Origin of the sequence: Companilactobacillus mindensis DSM 14500 (assembly GCF_001434275.1) — a bacterium.
GTDB lineage: Bacteria > Bacillota > Bacilli > Lactobacillales > Lactobacillaceae > Companilactobacillus > Companilactobacillus mindensis.
This window is the reverse complement of the sequence record NZ_AZEZ01000091.1, coordinates 24,809-47,014: the sequence shown is the minus strand read 5'-3', so window position 1 is coordinate 47,014 and position 22,206 is coordinate 24,809. Positions and strand designations below refer to the sequence as shown.

Here is a 22,206-nt window from a genome sequence, read left to right as displayed (position 1 = left end):
CTTTAGTTAAAAACTACAATATCCAGCTTAAATTTGTTTTAATTTAATGAATCCAGGAGGAAAAGACATGAAAACAAATACTATTTTGACAGGTGACCGTCCTACCGGCAAATTACATATTGGACACTATTTAGGATCATTGAAGAACCGTGTAAAGCTTCAAAATGAAGGTAAATACAAGATGTTCATCATGATTGCCGATATGCAAGCTTTCACTGATAATGCTAGAAATCCTGAAAAAGTTCGTAACAGTTTGATCCAAGTTGCCCTTGATTATCTTTCAGTTGGAATCGACCCTGCTAAAACTAATATTTTAGTACAATCACAAATTCCTGCTTTGAACGAATTGACAATGTACTATTTGGACCTTGTTTCTGTTTCCCGTTTGGAAAGAAATCCAACTGTTAAATCAGAAATCAAACAAAAGAGTTTTGGTCAAAGTATCCCAGCTGGATTCTTAACATACCCAGTCAGTCAAACAGCTGATATCACTGCTTTCAAGGCCGATACAGTGCCAGTCGGCGATGATCAAGAACCAATGATGGAACAAGCGCGTGAAATCGTTCGTACCTTCAACAACACTTACAACGTCGACACATTAGTTGAACCAGAAGGCTACTTCCCACCTAAGGGCCAAGGTAGACTTCCTGGTATCGATGGCAATGCTAAGATGAGTAAGTCATTGGGCAACTGCATTTACTTGTCAGATCCTGCTGATGTCGTTACTAAGAAAGTTATGTCAATGTACACTGATCCTGATCACATTCACGTTGAAGATCCTGGTAAGATCGAAGGCAACACAGTCTTCACATATCTCGACGCCTTCGGTACTGACAAAGCTAAGATCGCTGAATTGAAGGAACAATATCAAGCTGGTGGCTTGGGCGATGTCAAAGTTAAACGTTATCTAAATGATGTTTTACAAGAAATCCTTGAACCAATTCGCAATCGCCGTGCTGAATACGAAAAAGATATCCCTGGTGTTTACGATATTCTTAAAAAGGGTAGCGACAACGCTAATATCGTTGCTAACCAAACATTGTCTGAAGTTAGAAAAGCAATTGGCGTTAACTACTTCGACTAGTTTTTTTAATTTATAATTAACAATGAAAAATACCGATTTCGACTAAGTAATTAAATTTAGTTGGGATCGGTATTTTTGCGTATATAAGGCATTTTATGAAAAGTAAATAATTATTTTCAGAAAAAATAAATCTTAACTCTTGATTTTATCAAGAGTCTGGAGTATTATAGCTTTTGCTCTAAAAAAGAAAAAGTTTTTTTGAAAAAAATGAGGTGAATTTATGGATGATTATAACTTAGTTGGTTTTGTGATGAAGTATACGCAGATTAAACGAAGAATCGCTGCCAGTTATTTGAAAGATAAAGACTTGAATGCTTTCGAAAGTATCATTCTTTCAATCGTTTATAAACATAAAACGTGCACGCAAGATAAGATTGGCGAGATCACCATGTCAGATGGAGCAATCGTCGCACGCTCATTGAAAAAACTTGAAACTAATGGATATGTATCGCGACAGCCTGATCCTGACAATGGACGCAGAAAACTTGTCAGTATCACTGAAAAGGGTGAACAACTTTATGACAAAGTTCGTTCCGCTTTTAAAAAGAGCAACGATGCCATGTTTGAAGGGATTACTTCTGAAGAACAGTCACAACTGGAGAGTATATTAGAAAAGGTTTATAAAAACTTAGACAATATCGAGATGCCTTCAAAATAAAATAGAGAAGAGGATTTTATTATTATGGCAAATGGTAATAAAGCTATTGTAGATGCTAACGGTAAGCCATTTAACCGAAATCTTTTGGTTTTGGTCTTACTTGTTGGTACCTTCTGTACCGTTTTAAACGGAACAATTTTAACAACTGCTTTTCCAACCTTAATGAAAGAATTCAGCGTTACAACTTCTGATGTTCAGTGGTTAACGACTGGTTTCTTGTTGGTCAACGGTATTATGATTCCTGTTACTGCTTGGTTAAGTAACAACTTTAGTACAAAAGTATTGTATATTATCGCAATGTCGACTTTCTTAGTCGGAACAATTATGTGTTTCACAGCACCTAACTTCGGCACGATCTTAGCTGGACGTTTAGTTCAAGCTGTTGGTGTTGGTATCACAATGCCACTTATGCAAATGGTTATGCTCTCAATTTTCCCAGCTAATCAACGTGGTGCTGCCATGGGTCTGGGTGGTTTAGTTATCGGACTTGCTCCTGCTATCGGACCTACACTTTCTGGTTTCATCATTGATAACTTCACATGGAGAGACCTTTTCGGAATGATCATTCCTATCGTGGTTATCGTTTTGATTTTGGCTTTTATCTTCATGCGTCCAGTTATTCAAACTCGTCGGACAAAATTGGACGTTCTTTCATTGATCGAATCAACTATCGGATTTGGCGCCATTCTTTATGGTTTCTCATCTGTTGGTAATGATGGTTGGGGTTCAACTACGGTTATCGTCTCAATCGTCGTTGGTGTGATTTTTATCTTGTTATTCGGATATCGCCAATTACACATGGAAACACCTTTCTTGGAACTACGTGTTTTCAAAGTTAAAAAATTCGCTATCGCCGCTGCATTGTCATCTGTTACAAACATGGCTATGATCGGGGTTGAAATGGTTCTACCACTTTATCTTCAAATCGTTAAAGGCATGTCAGCTTTCCACTCAGGTTTAACTTTGCTACCTGGTGCGTTGATGATGGGTGTTATGAGTCCAATCACTGGTAATGCTTTTGATAAATTTGGACCTAAAGATTTGACTCGAATGGGTATGTTCTTATTAACAGCCGGAACTGTACCATTCTTCTTCCTAACTCAAACTACCCCAGTGCTCGACATCGTGATTCTTTACATGATTCGGATGTTTGGTATTTCAATGGTTATGATGCCTGCTACAACTGATGGTATGAATGCTTTACCATTCGACCTTATGAGTCATGGTACGGCCGTAAATAACACCGTTCGTCAGGTTTTCAGTTCAATGGGTACCGCTATTTTGGTCAGTGTCTTGACTAACGTTACAAATAACTTGAAACCATCGAAATCATTACTTACACAAGCTCCACTGCAATATAAGAATGACTTCTTCAACTCAACTCTATCCGGTTACCACGCTGCCTTTGCGGTTGCTATTTTATTCTGTGTGATCGGTTATGGTATCAGTTTGATGGTTACAAACAGTTCTAAATCAAAAGCAATCGATACTGATTTGGAAAATACAAAAATGGCAGGTGAAGAATAATGATTATAGCTTCAATTATAATTACTGCCGTTCTCGGTTATTACTTTGCGGTCTTCATCGAAAACAAAAAAGTGGGTTATTCATTATCCTTCACTTTTATCGCCTTATTCATACTCAGTTTGTTCCTATTGATTTCTAACGAATACAATCACTTAGGGATGAAACAAGTTACTCGTGAAAAGACAGAACAGATCCAATCCGTTCAAAAAGGTTCAAATCTTCTATTAAAGAAGGAACTTGGCACTAATGGTAAAGAAGATGTCTATATTTATCGGACACCTGAAACTGCTAACGCCAAGAAACCTCAAACAACTAAGGTTGATGTTAATGTCAAAAACGTTGTTAAGACTGGTAATTATTCAGCCGCAACTTTGACCAAGAAGACAACTCGTTGGGAATATAAGAATGGTTTCTATTCATTCTTGTTCGGATTATCTGACAACAACAAAGAATTCGTTAAGCAAAAGAATACTTTTAAAGTTGGCAATGACTGGTTAGTTTTGACGACTGCTCAAGCAAGTAAGTTACAAAAGCAAATGAAGAGTAAAGCCTTCCAAGCTCAAATGAAGCAAGAGGGTGCCACTTATGTTAAAGCTGCTGTGATGAAAGCTATGCAAGCCAATCCATCCATGACGCCGGCTGAACAAAAAGCTGTTACTCAAAAGGCTACTAAGGCCTTTAAGGCTCAAGCAACTGCTAAGTTGATCCAAGAAATTAAGAGTCAAAAGTAATTTAAGAAGTCTGTATCTATGTGATTGTAGATATGGGCTTTTTTTGTTTTTTGGTTCACTGCCGTCTTCCATGAAATTCTGGTGGATTGCTGGAACGCTGTGAGAGCAACTTAGAGCCAATTCTGTGAATTGTCTCTAAGCTTGTCTGTCTCTAACCTGGCAAAGATACGCCAGCTAAGAGACTACCACGGCTGAGCATCCACCAGAATTCCATTCCAGACTAGAGGGTTTAAGGATTTGGGGTTTTAGGATATTGATATAGGCAGTTTTATTAAAAATATCAATAAATATGATTTATTTTTCGATCACTGCCGTCTTCCATGAAATTCTGGTGGACGCTGGAACGCTGTGAGAGCAACTTAGAGCCAATTCGTAGAATTGTCTCTAAGCTTGTCTGTCTCTAACCTGGCAAGGGGCACGCCAGCTAAGAGACTTCCACGGCTGAGCATCCACCAGAATTCCATTCCAGACTAATGGGTTTAAGGATTTTGGAGTCTTGAGATATTAATATCGGCAGTTTTATTGAATATTTCAGTAAAAATTTAAATTGTATAAAAACAGACCGTAATTCTTAATTAATTTAGGAATTACGGTCTTCTTCTATTTAAAACTATTTAAAAAATTAATAATTTTTACTCAAATATTATACATACCAACTAAACAACGAAAATCCTAGCCTGGAGAGCAAAAGCTGATGGGCTCAGTAGTGGTTTAATCTTAGTCAGCGTACTGTGCTGGCTTAGATTACTGCCGAGCTTGAAGACAATTTTTAAATTGGCTCCAAGTCGTGCTCACTACGTTCCAGCCCAATCAGCTTTTGATCGGAAGGCGGCATATTTCTTCTACATCAGTTCTTGATTAGAAAGCTGCATATTTCATTCCCCTCGCATATATCAATCATTATTAGTTTTCAAATGTTTTCATTAATAAGTAAATATTTTCATATTGAAATTAGAATGAATGAATATCATAATTGTTCCTTGAAAGGGGAAAAATATGGGGTTAAAAAGAAAATTACTTTACGCTACGATTTTTGCATCCAGCTGTTTGTTTTCAACTAACTATGTTGTTAAAGCCGATGCCGAAAACGTTAACGCAACGGAAAATATTAGTCAGAACACTGTGACGACTCAAGATGTTCAGAACACCGCTGACCAAGAGGGGACTGTGCAGAATCAAGTTACTGACGAGACTGATAATGCAGATGTGACAACGAACCAGACACAAGATGCACAAGAAACATCAACTCAACAAGTTCAGAGTGATCAAAAAGTTGATGGTGTTTATACAGTTGGAAATAAGGGGACTGTATTGTATACCGGTGACGGCCAACGGGTCATGAACCGAATGTTGGGACCTAATAGTGGTTGGTACACCAATGCTCTTAGGACTTTTGCTGACGGTTCTAGTTACTATCATGTATCGACAACTGAATACGCCAATAGTGCTGATGGAACTTTCCAATCATACGTTCAACCAGAACAAGGTACAGCCACGGTAGTTTATAAAAGTGGTTCCAGCGTTCATTCATTTTCAGGTTACGGCAACAATGCTGTTTATAACGGAAATGATTTACCAACTGGCAGCAATTGGAAGATCAACAATCATGCACTGATCAATGGCAAAGATTGGTATCAAATCGGCAGCAATACTTGGTTGCCACAAGATTATGTCGTTGTTAACAATGGTCAATACAAAGATAGTGCCTGGATAACCAATGTACCTTTGATTGCTCAACGACCAGAGTTGCCAAATGGCTGTGAGATCACCGCTGTAACGATGATGTTGCAATATGCTGGTGCCAACGTCGACAAGATGACTTTAGCTAGAGAAATGCCACGTAGCAGCGATCCTAACTATGGCTACATCGGCCAACCTTGGGACAGTACCGGAATTACTATTTTTCCATCAGCTTTAATGGGCTTGGTAGAAAAGTATGCCGGAACAGCCAAAGATTTAACGGGTCAAAATTTTGATGCTATCAAGTATCAAATCAATTTGGGCCACCCAGTTGTAACTTGGAACACATTGTATGGTTTTCCATATCACGCTTTGACAGTTACTGGTTATGACAAGAACTTCGTTTATTACAATGATTGTTGGACTGACCAAACCTTGCAGATGGGGATTGATCAATTCATTCAAAATTGGAACACACAGCACAGACGTGCAATAAGTTATTAGGGGAAATTCAAATGAATAAAAAATCAAAGTTAGTTTTCATTTGTGGAGTTGCTTTGGCAATGTTGACACTCTCAACACAACAAACTGCTAAGGCTGACACAACCAGCGATGATCAAGTAGAAAATGTTGCTTCTACTGACCAAACAGCTACACCAACAACACAAACTGTTTCAGAAGCTACTCAAGATGCTCCTGTTCAACCAGCAGCTACAACTCAAACATCAACAACTCAAGTTGCTACAAATGATGACCAACAATCACAACAAGCTGTATCACAAGCTACATCAACACCAACTGTTGATACAACGGCCAACACGCAAGCAACGACTCAAGATGCTACAACAGGAAACATCACACACATCAAGGGAATCGTAACGACTAAAGACCATCTAACAAGTCTTTATTCCAAAGATGGTACTATGATTGGTAACCGTGCTTTGAGTGCTGACTCAGCTTGGATCACTGACCAAAGATTGTCATATAACGGCAGTACTTACTATCGTGTTTCAACTTATGAATTTGCTAACAGTGACGATGTTATTTTTGGATACGGCTTACCAGCTGATGGCGTTGTTCGTGTCAAAGGTAATGGCGCTGCTAATTACAGTAGAAATGATTCTGGCTTTATGCCAAGTGGTAAAGAAAACTTTGCTGCCAACTCAACTTGAAAATACAACCGTTTAGATAACCAAGATGGTAAGAAATTCTACCAAATCGGTAATAATACTTGGATCAACAGCGATGATTCAACAACCAACCAGCTTACCAAAATCCTAATGGCTGGCTTCAAATCCACAACACTCAAATCAAACCAGTCGGAACTGTTGGCTATGAATTGTACAACGGTGTTGAAGGTATCAAGACTTGGCTCGTTAGAAGATACTTCGGCTATTCAAATGCCCACACAGTTTACGATGGCGCAGTTGCTAACAGTGTTAGAAACTTACAAAGAAGAAAGGGTCTTCCTGTAACTGGAACAGTCAACTTGGCTACTTGGCAAGCTATGGGATTATCTGAAGCTTCATGGAACGGCATCGACTCATACGTTGCTCCATTGAGAACTAACATCACAAGTACTAGATCAGATCATATCGAAGCTATGATCGCTGAAGCCTACAAATATTTAGGCCAACCATGGATCTCAGGTGCTGCTAGTTCTCCAGATTATGGGGTTGACTGTTCAGGATTAGTTACTCAAGCACTTTATGCTTCCGGAATTGATTCTGCTCCAATTTCAAATATTCAACACGCACAACCAGGTAACGAATGGAATTGCCAAATGTACTGGAACGATGTTAGAATCCCTCACATCAACTTTAATGAACGCCAAAGAGGAGACTTGGTCTTCTTTACAGATCCATCAACAGGTATGATGTGGCACGTGGGTATTCTTTTGGACCCAAGTACAATGATCGAATCATGGCCATATGCCGTGCAAGTACATTCAATTTACTCAGGTCGTGGTAACATTGCCGGTGTAAAACGTGTATTTAGATAAAACATTTAAATTTCTAGAGTAATAAAAAACAATCAGATTTCGGTTTTCTAACTGAAATTTGATTGTTTTTTTGTTGATGATTCACTGCCGATTTCCGTGCTTTACGTTAGTAATATGAAGAGTGTTTAGGTTTTAATAATTAATTGATTTTTATAATCATATAAAAAAAGAAAATCAAATAATATTTGATTCTCCTTTAATTTAGAATAGAAAAAATTATCCAATTTTTTACAATTCAAATTTTTACCGCTACACATTTAATATTTAATTGAATTAATTATATTAATGATTCACAAGTCAAAAATCCTTAAATTCTCTAGTCTGGAATGAGATTCTGGTGGATGCTCAGCCGTGGAAGTCTCTTAGCTGGCGGTCCTTTGCCAGCTTAGAGACAGACAAGCTTCAAAACAACTCATAGAGTTGGTTCGAAGTTGCTCTCACAGCGTTCCAGCAATCCACCAGAATCTCATGGAAGACGGCAGTGAACAAAATATAAAATAATCAAGCTTTTACAAATTCATTGGTTGCGACCCGATAATATCTTTGACCGTTGATCACAACGATTCTGTCAACTTTCCAACTTGTTTTGGCAGGAAGGGTAGCTCTCAATGGTTGGCCATCTTGATCGTATAATGTTGTAACAGCAGCTGTACGATAGTCGATATTTGTTGGTGTATAAGTATTCGTACCAGTTGCAGGAATATATTCGTCAGATGCGACCCGATACATTTTGACACCATTGATGATGGCACAGCCGTCAGTTCTCCAAGTACTGCCTGAAGGTAAAGTTTCTCTGAGTCTGCGACCTTGAGAATCATAAATAAGAGCCTTTGTACTTAAAGTGACATTAGTTGTGGCTGTCGTAGGTGTGAAAGCAACCGCTCTGTCGATAGGAAGGAATTCATTAGTGGCGACTTCATAGTAACCCTTGCCGTGAATAGCAACGATCTTATCGTATTTCCATTCGGAATTAGGTGAAAGCGTAGCACTGATTGGTTGACCGGAAGCGTTGACTAAATCTACTGTTGCGCCAAATGTTCTGACGATGCCGGCAGCTTTAGAAGTTACCGCATCATAGTCTCTAGCTTCAACGAGTTCGCCGTCACCAAGCAAATAGAATTTCTTGTCGTTGATCGTAGTTACGCCATGAACGCCAATATCGCTCAAATAAGCACTAGCTCTAGTATTGCCGGTTACGTCTTGGATGGTAACTTTTTGGCTGGTGCTTGGAATGACTGGAGTGGTATTTTCAGAAGAACTTTGTGGAATTAGCTTGTAAGTCAAGTCAATGGTTTGAGGTGCTTCAGTATAAGTACCTTTCAACAAAGTAGTTGGGCTAGCTAGTGTATAACCGGCTACTTGGCTGTCACTTGTTAGATCATAAGCTGAACCAATGCCAGTCCCACTGATAGTCTTTGTCAAAGCTACACCATTGTTAGTGATTGGTTTGCCAGTTGAATCCAAATAATCGATTGTGACTGTTGGACTAGCTTGCCAAATAAGTGGTTGGTTGACAGTCGTTGCTTCTTCAAAATAAGTATTGCCCAATTGTTCTCTGACAGCAGAATCGTTGGCATAGCCATTATTGAAGCCATAGTTGCCATAGGTCAATGTCTTAGCGGTTTGATCAGCGTTGTTTAAAGTAAAGTTATCAGTGCCGGCAGTGTTGTTCAAATCATCATCTTTATTGTCAGCACTGATAACGGTAGGTGAGTAAGTATACTTGTTTGCAATGTCAGTTCCGTTTGGATCCAAGAGCTTATCAGCAGTAAAGGTAAGCGGTTGACTATCGACGCCATAAACCGTAGTAGGGTCATTTATAGTGTTGCTGACGGCATCGATCATAACGCTTTTGCCCGTTTCAGTGCCCTTCAATGGTGAAAAGTCGCTAATTGCAGAATTATCCAATTCGATCATGTTGAAACCTTGACCGTTGTTGGCGTAACTATTAATAGTAGGAGCAAGCTCATCCAATTCTTGTTGGTCGATACCATTGCCAGTAGCGCTACCTTCAAGGTCTAAGGAACTTGATTTGGAAAGATTCAATTTACTGATTTGACTGGCATCAATTTCTTTAGCACTAGGATCACTGAAGTCACCGGCTAAGTCAAAACTGGTCAAATTTAGATTGTCCAAAGGCGTCAAATCAGTATTGGCATTAGGATCAGAAGCCAACAAAGTCTGGAAAGAAATGCCGGTTTTAGTTGGTAATAATTGCAAGTATTGCATGCCGTTCAGACTTTCGATTGGCGTACTATTTTCATCGGAAATATATGAGCCTGGAGTAGCGGTTGAAGTTGGTCCATTTGGATGTGCTAAGTCATAAGAATCAATCGATACTTGAAGAGTAGTACTTGCATAATTTTTAATATCACCGATGGTTAAATCTGAATTGTAAGGAATATTCATTGCGTTTTTAACAGCATATTCCAAAGTTGGGTCGGTGAAGTTGACGACCGTTGCATCAGTTACGTTACTTGGAATGGCGTAAGAAATAGGGGCCGTTGTAGCTGTACTTGTACCAGTCGTGGTTGGATTAATTGTGGCGGAAGTACCAGTGTTTCCAGCGGTTGAAGTTGCCGGTTGAGTAGTCGTTGAGCCAGTGGATGCGGTTGAAGTTACCGAGGAGCTAGCAGGTTGAGTGACTGTTGAACTAGTTGGTGCAGTCGAAGTTACAGAAGAACCTGTCGGTTGAGTAGTCGTTCCAGTGGATGCAGTCGAAGTTACGGAAGAAGTTGTAGGTTGAGTGACTGTTGAACCGGTGGATGCGGTTGAAGTTACGGAAGAACTCGTGGGTTGAGTAGTCGTTCCAGTGGATGCGGTTGAAGTTACAGAAGAGCTGGTAGGTTGGGTAACTGTTGAGCTAGTGGGAGCAGTCGAGGTTGCCGTCGAACTAGTAGGTTGCGTGGTGGTTGACCCAGTCGTCGTATTTTCCGTTGTCGTCGAATCTGATGTAGTGTCGGCTTTTACGTTTTGACTAGATATAGAGCCAAGAATCATGGCAGAAAATAATGAGACACCTAAATAAATACATTTTTTATTTAATAACATATTATTCATCCTTTCTGTTTGTTTTCACATCTAGCCTAGTTTCGAATGGTGCACAATTAAAATAGAAGCGCTAGACATCTTGGAAAATCAAAGTTGGGATGAATAACGGAGAAAAACGATTGTATTGAATGAGTAGATTGATTCACTTAGAATGTATGTACGGATAAATGGATTTCAAAAGGAGCAATAAATTATGAAACACATCGTAACAGGAATCGTGGCGCATGTTGATGCCGGGAAGACTACATTATCAGAAGCTCTGCTTTATCGTGCCGGTGCTTTACGAAAATTGGGTCGCGTTGACAACGGCGATGCTTTTTTGGATCCAGATGCTTTGGAAAAGAAACGCGGTATTACGATTTTTTCGCATCAAGCCAGTTTAAAATATAACGATTTAGAACTGACACTCTTGGATACTCCAGGACACGTCGATTTTGCCAGTCAAACGGAACAAGTGTTGAGCGTTTTGGATTATGCCATCTTGGTAATTTCAGCGACTGACGGTGTGCAAGGCTATACCAGAACCTTGTGGCGCTTGTTGCAGCATTACCAGATTCCAACCTTTATTTTCGTTAATAAAATGGATGCCAATGGCGTTGATAAAGCTGATGTGTTAGCACAATTACAAAAATTATTGAGTCCAGGCTGCATCGCTTTCAATGCGGAAACTTCTGCTGATATTCCTGAAGAATCTTTTGAAGAGATTGCCATGCAAGATGATACCGTTTTGGAGGATTTCCTGATTAGTGGAACGGTATCTGATGAGACAATTCAGAAAATGATCCAACAGCGCCAAGTTTTCCCCTGTTATTTCGGTTCAGCTTTGAAGATTGCCGGTGTGGATAACTTTATGGCTGGCTTGGAACGCTTTACGGTGGAAAAAATTTTGCAAGCTGATTTTGGTGCTAAAGTTTTCAAGGTTTCTCACGACGACAAAGGTGAACGCCTAACTTGGGTGCGGGTCACTGGAGGAACTTTGAAAAATAAAGCTGTTTTAGTCGATGATCAAAAAGCTAATCAATTACGGGTTTACGATGGAGCCAAGTATGAGGTGACACAGACTGTTCAAAGTGGCGGCGTTTGCGCAATCACCGGGTTAGTCGACACGTATCCGGGGCAAGGTCTAGGTCAAGAGAAAAACAGTGGCCAACCAACGATCCAACCGATTTTGAACTATGCACTCGATCCAAAACAAAATGATATTCACGTCTGTTTGGATGCGTTGCGTCAATTGGAAGATGAGGATCCGCAATTACATGTCTCTTGGTCTAGTCATCTACAAGAAATTCGAATTCAAATCATGGGCGAGGTTCAGTTGGAAATCTTGCAGCAGTTGATGTTGCAACGTTTCAATTTAGACATTGCGTTTGGTCAAGGCAGTATTCTTTATAAAGAGACTATCCAACAAGCAATCGAAGGCGTCGGTCACTTTGAACCTTTGCGCCACTATTCAGAAGTCCACTTGTTGCTAGAACCAACTGAACAAGGTAGTGGAATAACTTATGAATCCAATTGTAGTTTGGATGTATTGCCACGTAATTGGCAGCACCAAGTGGAGACTAACGTTGGCTCAAAGGAACATTTGGGCGTATTAATTGGCGCACCGATCACAGATTTGAAGATAACTTTAGTCGGTGGCAAAGCAAGCAACGTCCATTCGGTCGGGGGAGATTTTCGTGAAGCTACGTGGCGAGCTGTTCGCCAAGGCTTGATGGAATTAAAAGTTAGAAATGCTTGTCAGCTATTAGAACCTTGGTATAAATTTCGCTTGGAAGTCAGTCAAGATCAAGTTGGTCGGGCGATGAACGATATTCAACAAATGCACGGAACGTTTGAGACGCCTGAAGTGACGGCATCAGGGATGAATATTTTGACTGGTACAGCACCAGTTTCAGAAATGCAGGGCTATGCACAAAGCGTTAACGCCTATACGCACGGCCAAGGACAATTGGAATGTATCGTTGACGGCTACTTGCCTTGTCACAATGCTCAAGAGATCATTGATGCAACTGACTATGATCCGGTAGCTGACTTGGAGAATACGCCAGATTCAGTTTTCTGCGCCCATGAGGCCGGTTATCCAGTACCTTGGAACGAAGTACCACAAATGGCTCATGTGCCGTATATTCATCCTTTAGAGGGCTAGAAATTGTTATAATATAAAAAATATTACGTTAAATAGGGGTGTACTTGTGGAAAAAGTTTTTGAAGTAAAACATCTTTCTTATCAAATCGGTGAGACGAAAATCTTAAAAGATATTAATTTAAATATTGAAAAAGGCAAGTATGTAACAGTAGTTGGACCATCGGGAAGCGGCAAGAGTACTTTGATGCGTATTTTGGCATCGATGATCAGTCCAACTTCAGGAGATGTTTTGTTCAATGGTCAACCAATCACCAGTTTTGACCCGATGCAATATCGTCAAAGAGTTTCTTATGCCTTTCAGCAACCGACTTTGTTTGGTAAAACCGTTAAGGATAATTTGCAATTTCCCTTTGAAGTGCGCAAAAAGGATTTCGATGAGTCCTTGGTGAAGAAGTACTTAGAAATGGTCAACTTGAATGAAAGCTACATCACCAAGAGCGTCAATGATGTTTCTGGTGGTGAGAAGCAACGAATTGCTCTGATCCGTAATCTGATTTTTCCACCAGAAGTATTGATCACGGATGAGGTTACGGCTGGTTTGGATGCTGAAAATAAAGCCATCGTTCACAAAATGCTCAATGAATTTAACAAGCGAGGATTAACGATTTTGAGAGTTACGCATGATGAGACGGAAATCGACGATGCGCAAAATCTAATTACGATCAAGAATGGGGAGGTCGCAAATGTCTAATTTAACCGTTTCAAATTCAACTTTGATGCTGGGATTTGTCTTGGTATTGGTAGCTTTGGTGATTGGCTACGTCGAAAAGCTACACATTGATAAAGATATTATTGTTGGTGTTATTCGCGCCATTATTCAACTGTCGATCGTCGGATATATTTTGAAATACGTTATTAAGGCCAACAATAATTGGTTGACCTTCGCTTGTTTTGCCATTATCGTCGTCAATGCGTCTTGGAATGCTGGGAAACGTGGCAATGGGATTCCTAAAGCTTTCCAATCATCGCTGTTAGCTATCTTTGTAGGTACGACCGTAACTTTGACGACGTTAGTTTTAACCGGTTCGATCAAATTCGTTCCTGAACAGATCGTGCCAGTGACCGGAATGATTGCCAGTAATATCATGGTGGCAATCGGTCTGTGTTATCGTAATATGAAACAGACTTTTACCGACCGACACCAACAAGTTTTGGAAAAACTAGCTTTAGGAGCTGACATCAAATTGGCTTCGCTGGATATTTTGCAAGACAGTATCAGAAGCGGCATGCAGCCAACAATCGACTCGATCAAAACTTTAGGCTTAGTCAGTTTGCCGGGAATGATGTCAGGTTTGATCTTTGCGGGAGTAGATCCGGTCAAAGCTATTAAGTACCAGATCATGATCACTTTTATGTTGTTAGCATCGACTGGTATTGGTTCAATAATCTCTTGTTATTTAGGTTATAAACAATTCTTCAATGAAAGAAAACAGTTAAAGAATGAGTTAATTTCGTAGCTTTCTTCAAATAGGCCTACTATGTAGGTCTATTTTTTTATATAATTGGTACAATGGGATGTGATGTAGATTGAAGTTAGCAGTTATTGAAATTGGATCTAACTCCATTAGAACATCTGTGTATAAATCTTCAAAAAAGAATCGCTTTAAAACTTTGGATCGTTGGCGTGAACCAGTCAGACTAGGTAAATCGATCACCCAAAGTCGTCTGTTGACCAATGATCAGATTGAAGAAACAATTGATGTTCTAAAAAAATTTCAAACGAGAATTGAAAGATACCAAGTAGATCAAACAAGTTTGATTGCGACCGCTGCAGTCAGAATGGCTAAGAATCAAGACCAGTTGATTTTTGCCGTTTTGAAAGAGACTGGCTTGCAATTAGAAATCATCAACGAAAAAGAAGAAGCCTATTACGATTATGTGGCTGTTCGCAGTACGATGCGCATTAAGGACGCGTTGATCGTCGATGTTGGTGGCGGAAGCAGTGAGATCAGTTTGGCGAAGAAGGGTCGGTTGAAACACGGACTCAGTATTCCGATTGGTGCCATTTCAATTTCAGATTTGTATTTAGCGAGTGATCCAATAAAAGAAAACCAATTACAAGCAGCAAGAAAAGATATCAGTTCACGTTTAGAGAGTTTAAACTGGATGAATGCATCGGCCAATTTTGTTGGCTTAGGTGGAACTTTGCGGGCTGTAACAAGTATTTTGAACCGTGAAGGCAAACGTAAAAAAACGTTGCATAATTCGGTTATTTCGCGTGACCAGATCGATGAATTGTTCAATAAATTGATTCATTCTTCCATTGAAGAACGTAGTCAGATCAAAGAATTGAGCGATGGTCGTTATGAAGTTATTTTGGGCGGAATTTTGATTATTTCCGAAATCATCAAAAAAACCCCCTCTAAAGAAATCCGCTTTTCGAATTTCGGTGTTAGAGAAGGTTATGTCTTTAATTATTTCCACAAGATGAATCTTCAGGATCAAGAATAACTAAGCACGGCTAGGAATCGTCTTTTGGGCGGTGGCTAGAACATGGCCTGTCATTTTGTGCAATAGTTCATTCATCCAAAAACCATTTTCCAAATCAAGATTGTCATCCAGAGCAAAAACCTTGAGAACATAGTCATGGGTTTGATCTGGTGGATAAGGTCCGTTGTAGCCATCGGTTACATCCTTGGGACCATCTACTAATGGGCTGGCAGAACTATTTTTACCTTGAACGACTGGCAGTGCAGCTGTTTGACTGAAGTTTTCAGGTATTTCTACTTGAGAACTAGGGATGTTAGCAGCAGTCCAGTGAATCCATTCAAAACCACAAACGGGAATTGAATCCGGATCAGTGAAGGTCAAGGCGATAGTTTTTGCATTTGCCGGAATATTTGATAATTTAATTGGGAAACTGATAATAGGTTTCCCATTTTTTATATCCTTACCAGTAGCATATTTACCGTATTTGTCGGGCAATAAGTTGTTGGGAAGAGTTACTGTGATTTCCATACAAAAATCTCCTTTATATGAGGTGTTAATACTAATGAAAAAATTAAATAATAATGAAGTATCTGACCATATTGTAAAACAGGTCGAAAAGATTGAACAACAATATAATAAGAAAATAACTTTGTATTCTGATTATTCAAAACAAGATTACTTAACTTTGAACCAAGCCGATCACACGATTGACGGTGAAGATATCAAGGTAGTTATCACTAATGAAAAATTTGCGGACTTTGTCTTGTCTCACGAATTGCACCACATTGAATTGGAATTATCTGATGAACCTAGCATTTCCTGTGCAGTGACATCTGGGAACCAAGATTACGATGGCCGTGTCTTGTCGATTGCCAATTCAATTTTCGAAACTTTGGAGCACGTGACAGTGCTTAAAGATCAAATTGCTGATGGAACTTTGACTGAAGATGTCAGAGCTGCCTATTTGGAAGGCATTGAAGTTGCTTTGCGTCCTAAGGTTGAATTGGACATCGCTAATATGCGCTTTTATCGGACTTTGATCATGTTGGATGGAATTATCTTCGGTCAACATGATCGAGATGCCGAGTGGAAAAATGATTTTCCTACGTCATATAAATATGCCAACAAGCTAGTTGAAATCATTGAAAAAGAAGATTTGACGGTACCTTACAAGTTCAGACGTGCCTTGGTCAATTCTTTGGATGCTTATAACGAAATTATTATTTCTAACGGTTACCAAGGCTTGCATTTTCACACCTTCTTGAACATCACACCGATCGTTTCTGAACGTCAATTACGTTTGACTTTGAATCAGGCATATCAAATCAAACATTCCGAGTACAAGAACCGTGCCACTGGTAAAGATGCTTTTGCCATGATTGCTATCAACGATGGCCAAAGCGTGGCAACCTTGAACCTTGATCCAGCTAAAGTAAATCCAGAGTTTTACAAGACTTTCTATCAATACACAGTTGGCAGAATTTTTGATGAACAAGGAATCAAATACTTGATCAGATAGAGGTAAATTATGACCGATAAAATTGAAGAGTTTAAAGAATTATTGGCGCAAGCTAAGTTTGTAACTTTTCTAACTGGTGCTGGCGTGTCTGTACCATCGGGTATTCCTGATTATCGTTCGAAGAATGGGCTTTATAAACGAAAGAAGTACGATTTTCCGCCTGAATATATGTTGAGCCACGAGAATTTGTTGGAACATCCGGATATTTTTCACGATTTTGTAGTTCACAATATGTATTTTCCCAAAGCTAAGCCAAATATTATTCATCAAAAAATGGCTGAGATCAGCAATCAAAAGGGCGCAATCGTCACGCAAAATGTCGATAAACTCCATACAAAGGCAGGCGCAAAAAATGTCGTGGAATTTCACGGGAATTTATACGATAATATTCATTGCCTGACTTGCGGAAAGACATTCGATTATCAAGCTTATTTAAAAGATTTTAGACACCACGAAGATAATGGGATCATTCGTCCCGGAACAACGGCTCTGTATGGCGAAAACATTAATCCGGTTAATTTTCAAAAGGCTGCTGTGGCAGTTCAAAAAGCTAATCTGTTGGTAGTTGTCGGAACGAGTTTCAAAGTTTATCCTTTTGCAGGACTTTTGGAGTACAGTTCCCCACAAGCCAAATTAGTCGTTATCAATAAGGAAGATTTGAATATCGATTCATCTATCTTGGCGATTGACGACGATGCTACGAACGTTTTTTCACAAATATAAAACAATGCTATACTTAATATCAATTTGAAAGCGGTGGAGGTTAAGATATTTTGACTGAAGAGAAAAAAACTTTTTACATTACAACACCCATTTATTATCCATCTGGAAAATTAACAATTGGGAATTCATATACAACGATTGCGGCGGACACATTGGCTCGCTACAAGCGTAACGAAGGCTACGACGTATTCTTCTTGACTGGTACTGATGAACACGGTTTGAAGATCGAAGAAAAGGCCGAAGAAAAGAACATGCAACCACAAGAATACGTGGACATGATGGCTAAAGGTATCAAAGAACTTTGGAAATCTCTTGATATTTCTAATGATAAGTTCATCAGAACAACTGACGATTATCACGTTAAGGCAGTTCAAAGAATCATCGAACGTCTAATTAAACAAGGGGATATTTATTTAGGCGAATATAAGGGCTGGTATTCAGTTGATGACGAAGAGTACTTCACTGAATCACAAATGGCTGAAGTTTATCATGATGCAGATGGTAATGTTACTGGTGGTAAAGCTCCTTCAGGACATGAAGTTACCCTTGTTAAGGAACCTTGTTACTTCTTCAAGATGAGCAAATACGCTGATCGTTTGTTGAAGTATTACAAAGATAATCCAACCTTCATCGAACCAGAGATCCGTAAGAATGAAATGATCAACAACTTCATTAAGCCAGGTCTTGAAGATCTAGCTATCTCAAGAACAAGTTTCAACTGGGGCGTTAAGATCCCAAGTAATCCAGAACACGTGGTTTACGTCTGGATCGATGCTTTGTTGAACTATATCACAGCTCTAGGTTACGAAAGCGACGACGATTCACTCTTCAAGAAGTACTGGCCAGCTAACGTTCAATTCGTTGGTAAAGAAATCGTTCGTTTCCACACAATTTACTGGCCAATCATTTTGATGGCTTTAGGTGTCGAATTGCCTAAGCAAGTCTTTGGTCACGGTTGGCTATTGATGAAAGACGGTAAGATGTCTAAATCTAAAGGTAATGTTGTCTATCCAGAAATGTTAGTTTCAAGATATGGTCTTGATTCATTACGTTATTACTTGATGCGTGCAATGCCATTTGGTAATGACGGTGTCTTCACTCCCGAAGATTATATCGATAAGATCAACTATGATTTAGCTAATGATCTTGGAAACTTATTGAACAGAACTATTTCAATGATCAACAAATATGACGACGGTAAAGTAGTTTCAGTCGCTGCGGTAACAGATCTTGATAAGGATCTTGAAAAGTCATACGCTGACACTTTGACAGCTTATCGTGAGCACATGGACAAGTTTGAATTCCCAGAAGCTTTGGCATCAGTTTGGTCATTCATCAGTCGTGCCAACAAGTATATCGATGAAACTCAACCTTGGGTCCTTGCTAAAGATGACAGTAAGAAGGCTGAACTTCAAGCTGTTCTTGGTCACTTAGCTGAATCCCTTCGCTTGATTGCTCTCTTGATCAGTCCAGTTATGACAAAGGCTCCTGTAAAGATGTTTGCTCAATTAGGTCTTGATTATGACAATGAAAAATCACTTGAATTCGGCGACACAGTAGTTGGCAAGACCGTCACTGCTAAACCAGAACCAATCTTCCCAAGACTTGATGCTGAAGAAGAAGTCAACTATATCAAGGGCAAGATGGCTGAAGAACAAGCTAAACACGGTGCAGGTAAGATCAGTAAGTCTGCTCAAGCCAAAGCTAAGGCTCAAAAAGAAACTGACGACGATTATCCTGAAGAAATCGAATTCGACGATTTTGCCAAAGTTAAGATGGTCGTAACTGAGATTTTGGATGTTAAGCCAGTTGAAAATTCAAGTAAATTACTGCAATTCAAATTGGACGATGGGTCCGGCGTTGATCGCCAAATCCTCTCCGGTATGCACAAGTTCTATCCTGACTATAAGAAACTTATCGGTAAAAAAGTTCTAGCCGTTGTCAACTTGAAGCCACGTAGAATGGTCGGTGAATGGAGTAACGGTATGTTGCTTTCAACTGAAAAGGGTGACGAAGTCAAATTAGCTATTGTTGATAATTCACACAAAAATGGAGCTATTTTAGGATAATGAAAATTTTTGATACACATACGCATTTAAATGACGAAGCATTTGCTGGACAAACTCAACAGTATATCGATAATGCCAAAGAATTAGATGTCGACGAGATGGCAATCATCGGTTCCAATGAAGCCTTTAATATTGAAGCCATCCGTTTAGCTCAAAATTATCAGCCTTTGCACGCTGTAATTGGTTGGCATCCGGAATTTGCCAAAGAATACAACGAAGAACAATTGGTCAATCAGATCAAATTGCCTGAAGTTGTAGGAATTGGTGAAATTGGCTTGGATTATCACTGGGAAGAAGATCCTGAACCCAAGATTCAACAAAAGGTCTTGATCCAACAATTGGATGTCGCTCAACAGTACAACATGCCCGTTTCGATTCATTGTCGGGATGCATTTGATGATATGTATCAAATTTTAAAAAATCACGATATGTCCAAATCCGGCATTATCATGCACAGTTTCAATGGTGACGTGGAATGGTTGAATAAGTTCTTAGATTTAGGTTTGTGGATCTCTTACAGTGGGGTAGTTTCATTCAAGAATGCCCCCGAAGTTCACGAATCAGCTAAGAATACGCCATTGGATCGTTTGCTGGTTGAAACCGATGCACCATATTTAACACCCGAACCATATCGTGGCCGTCCCAATCAACCCGCTTATACAAGATATGTAGTTGATGCGATTGCTAAATATAAAGGTATTACACCTAATGAAGTTGCAGAACATACTTTTAACAACGCTCACCAAGTGTATAATCTATAACTATGACAAAAATAAAAGAGATCATTGTTGTTGAAGGTAAGTCCGACACCAACCGTTTGAAAGATTGTTTTGGCGATATCGATACGATCGAAACGACTGGCTCGGCGCTCAACGAAGAGACAATTAAAAGAATCAAGATTGCTAATGAAAAGCGTGGCGTGATAATTTTCACTGATCCAGACTTTAACGGCAATCGGCTTCGAACAATTATTCAAAAAGCTGTTCCAGATGCTAAGCAAGCTTTCCTGCCACGGAACAAAGCCGTACCTAAGCATAGCGATGGCAGTTTGGGTATTGAACATGCTAAAGATGAAGATATCAAAGCAGCTTTGGCTGCCGTATATACAGAAACTTCAGCTGACTTTCGCGAATACGATCATGATGACATGGTCGACCTTGGCTTGATCGGCGAACCAGATTCTCATCAGAGAAGACTTTTCGTCGGTTCCGAATTAAAAATCGGTTATACGAATGCTAAACAATTCTTAAATCGACTAAATATGTTTCAAGTGGCTCCCAAGGATTTGTTAGCTGCGGTTGAAAAATTTGATAAGGGAAGTACTCATGACACAAAATAGATTAAGTATTGCTGATCCTATTCGTACCAACGATATTATGCGCAAATATAAATTGCGGGCTAAAAAGAGTTTAGGACAAAATTTCTTAACCAATGAAAAAGTTTTGGATGATATTGTTGATGCTAGTGGCTTAAAGCCCGACGAGATCGCCATTGAAATTGGACCTGGTATTGGAGCTTTGACAGAAAAGTTAGCTCAAGTATCAGAAAAAGTTTTTGCTTTTGAAATTGATGATAGTTTGATTCCGGTTTTAGCTGATACGTTGCAGTATTACGATAATATCGAGGTCATCAATCAAGATATTTTGAAAGTAGATCTTGATGAATTCGTCAAAGATAACGATCTACAAGGTAAAACAATCAAAGTTGTTGCCAATTTGCCTTATTACATTACGACACCGATCATGTTGAATTTGATCAACAGCGATTATCCGTTCCAATCTTTAGTTTTGATGATGCAAAAGGAAGTTGCCGAAAGAATCACTGCCAATCCGGGGCACAGAGAATATGGTTCATTGTCAATTGCCGTTCAAACACAGATGAAAGCTAGAATCGACCGCATTGTGGGGAGTAAATCATTTATTCCGAGACCAAAAGTTGATTCTGCCGTAGCTGTTTTGGAACGTTTGCCAAAAGAACAAGTCGATATTGAAGATCCAGTTTTCTTCAACAAATTGATCCGTTCTTCTTTCATGCAAAAACGTAAGAGTTTGATGAATAATTTATTAAATTGGCAAGGTCGTACAGATGAAAATCGTGAAAAAATAAAAAAAGATTTTGAAAAATGCGGTATTGCCGAGAACGCAAGGGGCGAACAAGTTTCAATCGCCCAATTTAAACAGTTAGCTATAGAAATGAACAAAAATTAGATCACAAATATATTAATTTCTTGAATTTTTCAGTAAAACGTGGTAAAATTTCACTCCTAAGGAGTGATTATTATAATGCCAACATTATTGAAGACAATTAAGAGTCGTTTGGATTCACACTTAGGTGAGAATTTGACTATTGTTGCACAAGCAGGTCGTAAAAAGGTAGTTCGCCGTCGAGGCACACTATCTGAAACTTTCCATTCAGTTTTTGTTGTCGATCTAGATCAAAACGAAAACTCATTTGAAAGAGTTTCATACAGCTATGCTGATTTATTAACAAAATCAATTGATATCCATTTCGATAGCGAAGGACCAGCTGAAGAAGCCGAAACAGATACAGAGGCTGAAGCAGAATAATAAGCGTTCCGACAGGAGA

At 39.3% G+C, this 22,206-nt stretch carries 20 protein-coding genes; 18 read left to right on the top strand and 2 right to left on the bottom strand.

Going from position 1 to position 22,206, the window contains the following annotated elements; translation table 11 throughout:
- Positions 1–67: 67 nt before the first annotated feature.
- The 7 genes from trpS to FD29_RS08295 all read left to right on the top strand — a co-directional run bounded on the left by trpS (position 68) and on the right by FD29_RS08295 (position 7,682).
- The gene (gene trpS / locus FD29_RS08325) at positions 68–1,084 is read left to right on the top strand and encodes a tryptophan--tRNA ligase (RefSeq protein ID WP_057888480.1); all 1,017 of its coding nucleotides are present in this window, start codon (positions 68–70) and stop codon (positions 1,082–1,084) included.
- A 220-nt stretch (positions 1,085–1,304) separates the two neighbouring features.
- On the top strand, positions 1,305–1,742 hold the full coding sequence (locus FD29_RS08320; protein WP_057888479.1) for a MarR family winged helix-turn-helix transcriptional regulator: 438 nt from the start codon (positions 1,305–1,307) through the stop codon (positions 1,740–1,742).
- Between the two features lie 24 nt (positions 1,743–1,766).
- The gene (locus FD29_RS08315; RefSeq protein ID WP_057888478.1) at positions 1,767–3,269 is read left to right on the top strand and encodes an MDR family MFS transporter; all 1,503 of its coding nucleotides are present in this window, start codon (positions 1,767–1,769) and stop codon (positions 3,267–3,269) included.
- A complete protein-coding gene (locus tag FD29_RS08310; RefSeq protein ID WP_057888477.1) occupies positions 3,269–4,000 on the top strand; it encodes a DUF4811 domain-containing protein in 732 nt (243 codons plus the stop codon). Before FD29_RS08315 ends, FD29_RS08310 begins: the two co-directional genes overlap by 1 nt.
- A gap of 996 nt (positions 4,001–4,996) precedes the next feature.
- Entirely contained in the window at positions 4,997–6,184 is a 1,188-nt protein-coding gene (locus tag FD29_RS08305) for a C39 family peptidase (RefSeq protein ID WP_057888476.1), read from the top strand.
- A gap of 11 nt (positions 6,185–6,195) precedes the next feature.
- Entirely contained in the window at positions 6,196–6,852 is a 657-nt protein-coding gene (locus FD29_RS08300; RefSeq protein WP_057888475.1) for a hypothetical protein, read from the top strand.
- A gap of 167 nt (positions 6,853–7,019) precedes the next feature.
- Positions 7,020–7,682: an NlpC/P60 family protein gene (locus FD29_RS08295; protein WP_057888474.1), complete on the top strand. Its 663-nt coding sequence runs from the start codon at positions 7,020–7,022 to the stop codon at positions 7,680–7,682.
- Positions 7,683–8,183: 501 nt separating this feature from the next.
- Here the strand turns inward: FD29_RS08295 and FD29_RS08290 are convergent.
- On the bottom strand, positions 8,184–10,733 hold the full coding sequence (locus tag FD29_RS08290) for an SLAP domain-containing protein (protein WP_057888473.1): 2,550 nt from the start codon (positions 10,731–10,733) through the stop codon (positions 8,184–8,186).
- A gap of 193 nt (positions 10,734–10,926) precedes the next feature.
- Between FD29_RS08290 and FD29_RS08285 the strand changes: the two genes are divergently transcribed.
- The 4 genes from FD29_RS08285 (at position 10,927) to FD29_RS08270 (ending at position 15,330) form a co-directional block, all read left to right on the top strand.
- Entirely contained in the window at positions 10,927–12,879 is a 1,953-nt protein-coding gene (locus tag FD29_RS08285; RefSeq protein WP_057888472.1) for an elongation factor G, read from the top strand.
- Positions 12,880–12,925: 46 nt separating this feature from the next.
- On the top strand, positions 12,926–13,570 hold the full coding sequence (locus tag FD29_RS08280; RefSeq protein WP_057888471.1) for an ABC transporter ATP-binding protein: 645 nt from the start codon (positions 12,926–12,928) through the stop codon (positions 13,568–13,570).
- Positions 13,563–14,336, top strand: coding sequence for an ABC transporter permease (locus tag FD29_RS08275; RefSeq protein WP_057888470.1), 774 nt, complete (start codon positions 13,563–13,565; stop codon positions 14,334–14,336). Before FD29_RS08280 ends, FD29_RS08275 begins: the two co-directional genes overlap by 8 nt.
- A gap of 70 nt (positions 14,337–14,406) precedes the next feature.
- A complete protein-coding gene (locus tag FD29_RS08270) occupies positions 14,407–15,330 on the top strand; it encodes a Ppx/GppA phosphatase family protein (RefSeq protein WP_057888469.1) in 924 nt (307 codons plus the stop codon).
- Here FD29_RS08270 and FD29_RS08265 read toward each other — a convergent pair whose 3' ends face one another.
- Positions 15,331–15,837 (bottom strand): YbhB/YbcL family Raf kinase inhibitor-like protein, encoded by a 507-nt coding sequence (locus FD29_RS08265; RefSeq protein WP_057888468.1) that lies wholly within the window; start codon positions 15,835–15,837, stop codon positions 15,331–15,333.
- Positions 15,838–15,871: 34 nt separating this feature from the next.
- Here FD29_RS08265 and FD29_RS08260 point away from each other — a divergent pair, with 34 nt between their 5' ends.
- The 7 genes from FD29_RS08260 to FD29_RS08230 all read left to right on the top strand — a co-directional run bounded on the left by FD29_RS08260 (position 15,872) and on the right by FD29_RS08230 (position 22,187).
- Positions 15,872–16,828 carry a hypothetical protein gene (locus FD29_RS08260; protein WP_057888467.1) on the top strand — a complete coding sequence of 319 codons (957 nt, stop codon included), beginning with the start codon at positions 15,872–15,874 and terminating at the stop codon, positions 16,826–16,828.
- Between the two features lie 21 nt (positions 16,829–16,849).
- Complete coding sequence (locus tag FD29_RS08255) at positions 16,850–17,551, top strand: NAD-dependent protein deacylase (protein ID WP_057888486.1); 702 nt, start codon at positions 16,850–16,852, stop codon at positions 17,549–17,551.
- Between the two features lie 50 nt (positions 17,552–17,601).
- Complete coding sequence (gene metG, locus FD29_RS08250; protein ID WP_057888466.1) at positions 17,602–19,620, top strand: methionine--tRNA ligase; 2,019 nt, start codon at positions 17,602–17,604, stop codon at positions 19,618–19,620.
- A complete protein-coding gene (locus FD29_RS08245; RefSeq protein ID WP_057888465.1) occupies positions 19,620–20,381 on the top strand; it encodes a TatD family hydrolase in 762 nt (253 codons plus the stop codon). Before metG ends, FD29_RS08245 begins: the two co-directional genes overlap by 1 nt.
- A 2-nt stretch (positions 20,382–20,383) precedes the next feature.
- Positions 20,384–20,959, top strand: coding sequence for a ribonuclease M5 (gene rnmV, locus FD29_RS08240; RefSeq protein WP_057888464.1), 576 nt, complete (start codon positions 20,384–20,386; stop codon positions 20,957–20,959).
- The gene (gene rsmA, locus FD29_RS08235; RefSeq protein ID WP_057888463.1) at positions 20,946–21,827 is read left to right on the top strand and encodes a 16S rRNA (adenine(1518)-N(6)/adenine(1519)-N(6))-dimethyltransferase RsmA; all 882 of its coding nucleotides are present in this window, start codon (positions 20,946–20,948) and stop codon (positions 21,825–21,827) included. Before rnmV ends, rsmA begins: the two co-directional genes overlap by 14 nt.
- A 75-nt stretch (positions 21,828–21,902) precedes the next feature.
- A complete protein-coding gene (locus tag FD29_RS08230; protein WP_057888462.1) occupies positions 21,903–22,187 on the top strand; it encodes a Veg family protein in 285 nt (94 codons plus the stop codon).
- Positions 22,188–22,206: the final 19 nt, after the last annotated feature.

What these genes read in the sequence shown, in the direction of transcription:
- trpS (WP_057888480.1), top strand. Translation starts at nt 68, where the DNA reads ATGAAAACAAATACTATTTTGACAGGTGACCGTCCTACCGGCAAATTA.
- FD29_RS08320 (WP_057888479.1), top strand. Translation starts at nt 1,305, where the DNA reads ATGGATGATTATAACTTAGTTGGTTTTGTGATGAAGTATACGCAGATT.
- FD29_RS08315 (WP_057888478.1), top strand. Translation starts at nt 1,767, where the DNA reads ATGGCAAATGGTAATAAAGCTATTGTAGATGCTAACGGTAAGCCATTT.
- FD29_RS08310 (WP_057888477.1), top strand. Translation starts at nt 3,269, where the DNA reads ATGATTATAGCTTCAATTATAATTACTGCCGTTCTCGGTTATTACTTT.
- FD29_RS08305 (WP_057888476.1), top strand. Translation starts at nt 4,997, where the DNA reads ATGGGGTTAAAAAGAAAATTACTTTACGCTACGATTTTTGCATCCAGC.
- FD29_RS08300 (WP_057888475.1), top strand. Translation starts at nt 6,196, where the DNA reads ATGAATAAAAAATCAAAGTTAGTTTTCATTTGTGGAGTTGCTTTGGCA.
- FD29_RS08290 (WP_057888473.1), bottom strand. Translation starts at nt 10,733, where the DNA reads ATGTTATTAAATAAAAAATGTATTTATTTAGGTGTCTCATTATTTTCT.
- FD29_RS08285 (WP_057888472.1), top strand. Translation starts at nt 10,927, where the DNA reads ATGAAACACATCGTAACAGGAATCGTGGCGCATGTTGATGCCGGGAAG.
- FD29_RS08275 (WP_057888470.1), top strand. Translation starts at nt 13,563, where the DNA reads ATGTCTAATTTAACCGTTTCAAATTCAACTTTGATGCTGGGATTTGTC.
- FD29_RS08265 (WP_057888468.1), bottom strand. Translation starts at nt 15,837, where the DNA reads ATGGAAATCACAGTAACTCTTCCCAACAACTTATTGCCCGACAAATAC.
- FD29_RS08260 (WP_057888467.1), top strand. Translation starts at nt 15,872, where the DNA reads ATGAAAAAATTAAATAATAATGAAGTATCTGACCATATTGTAAAACAG.
- FD29_RS08245 (WP_057888465.1), top strand. Translation starts at nt 19,620, where the DNA reads ATGAAAATTTTTGATACACATACGCATTTAAATGACGAAGCATTTGCT.
- rnmV (WP_057888464.1), top strand. Translation starts at nt 20,384, where the DNA reads ATGACAAAAATAAAAGAGATCATTGTTGTTGAAGGTAAGTCCGACACC.
- rsmA (WP_057888463.1), top strand. Translation starts at nt 20,946, where the DNA reads ATGACACAAAATAGATTAAGTATTGCTGATCCTATTCGTACCAACGAT.
- FD29_RS08230 (WP_057888462.1), top strand. Translation starts at nt 21,903, where the DNA reads ATGCCAACATTATTGAAGACAATTAAGAGTCGTTTGGATTCACACTTA.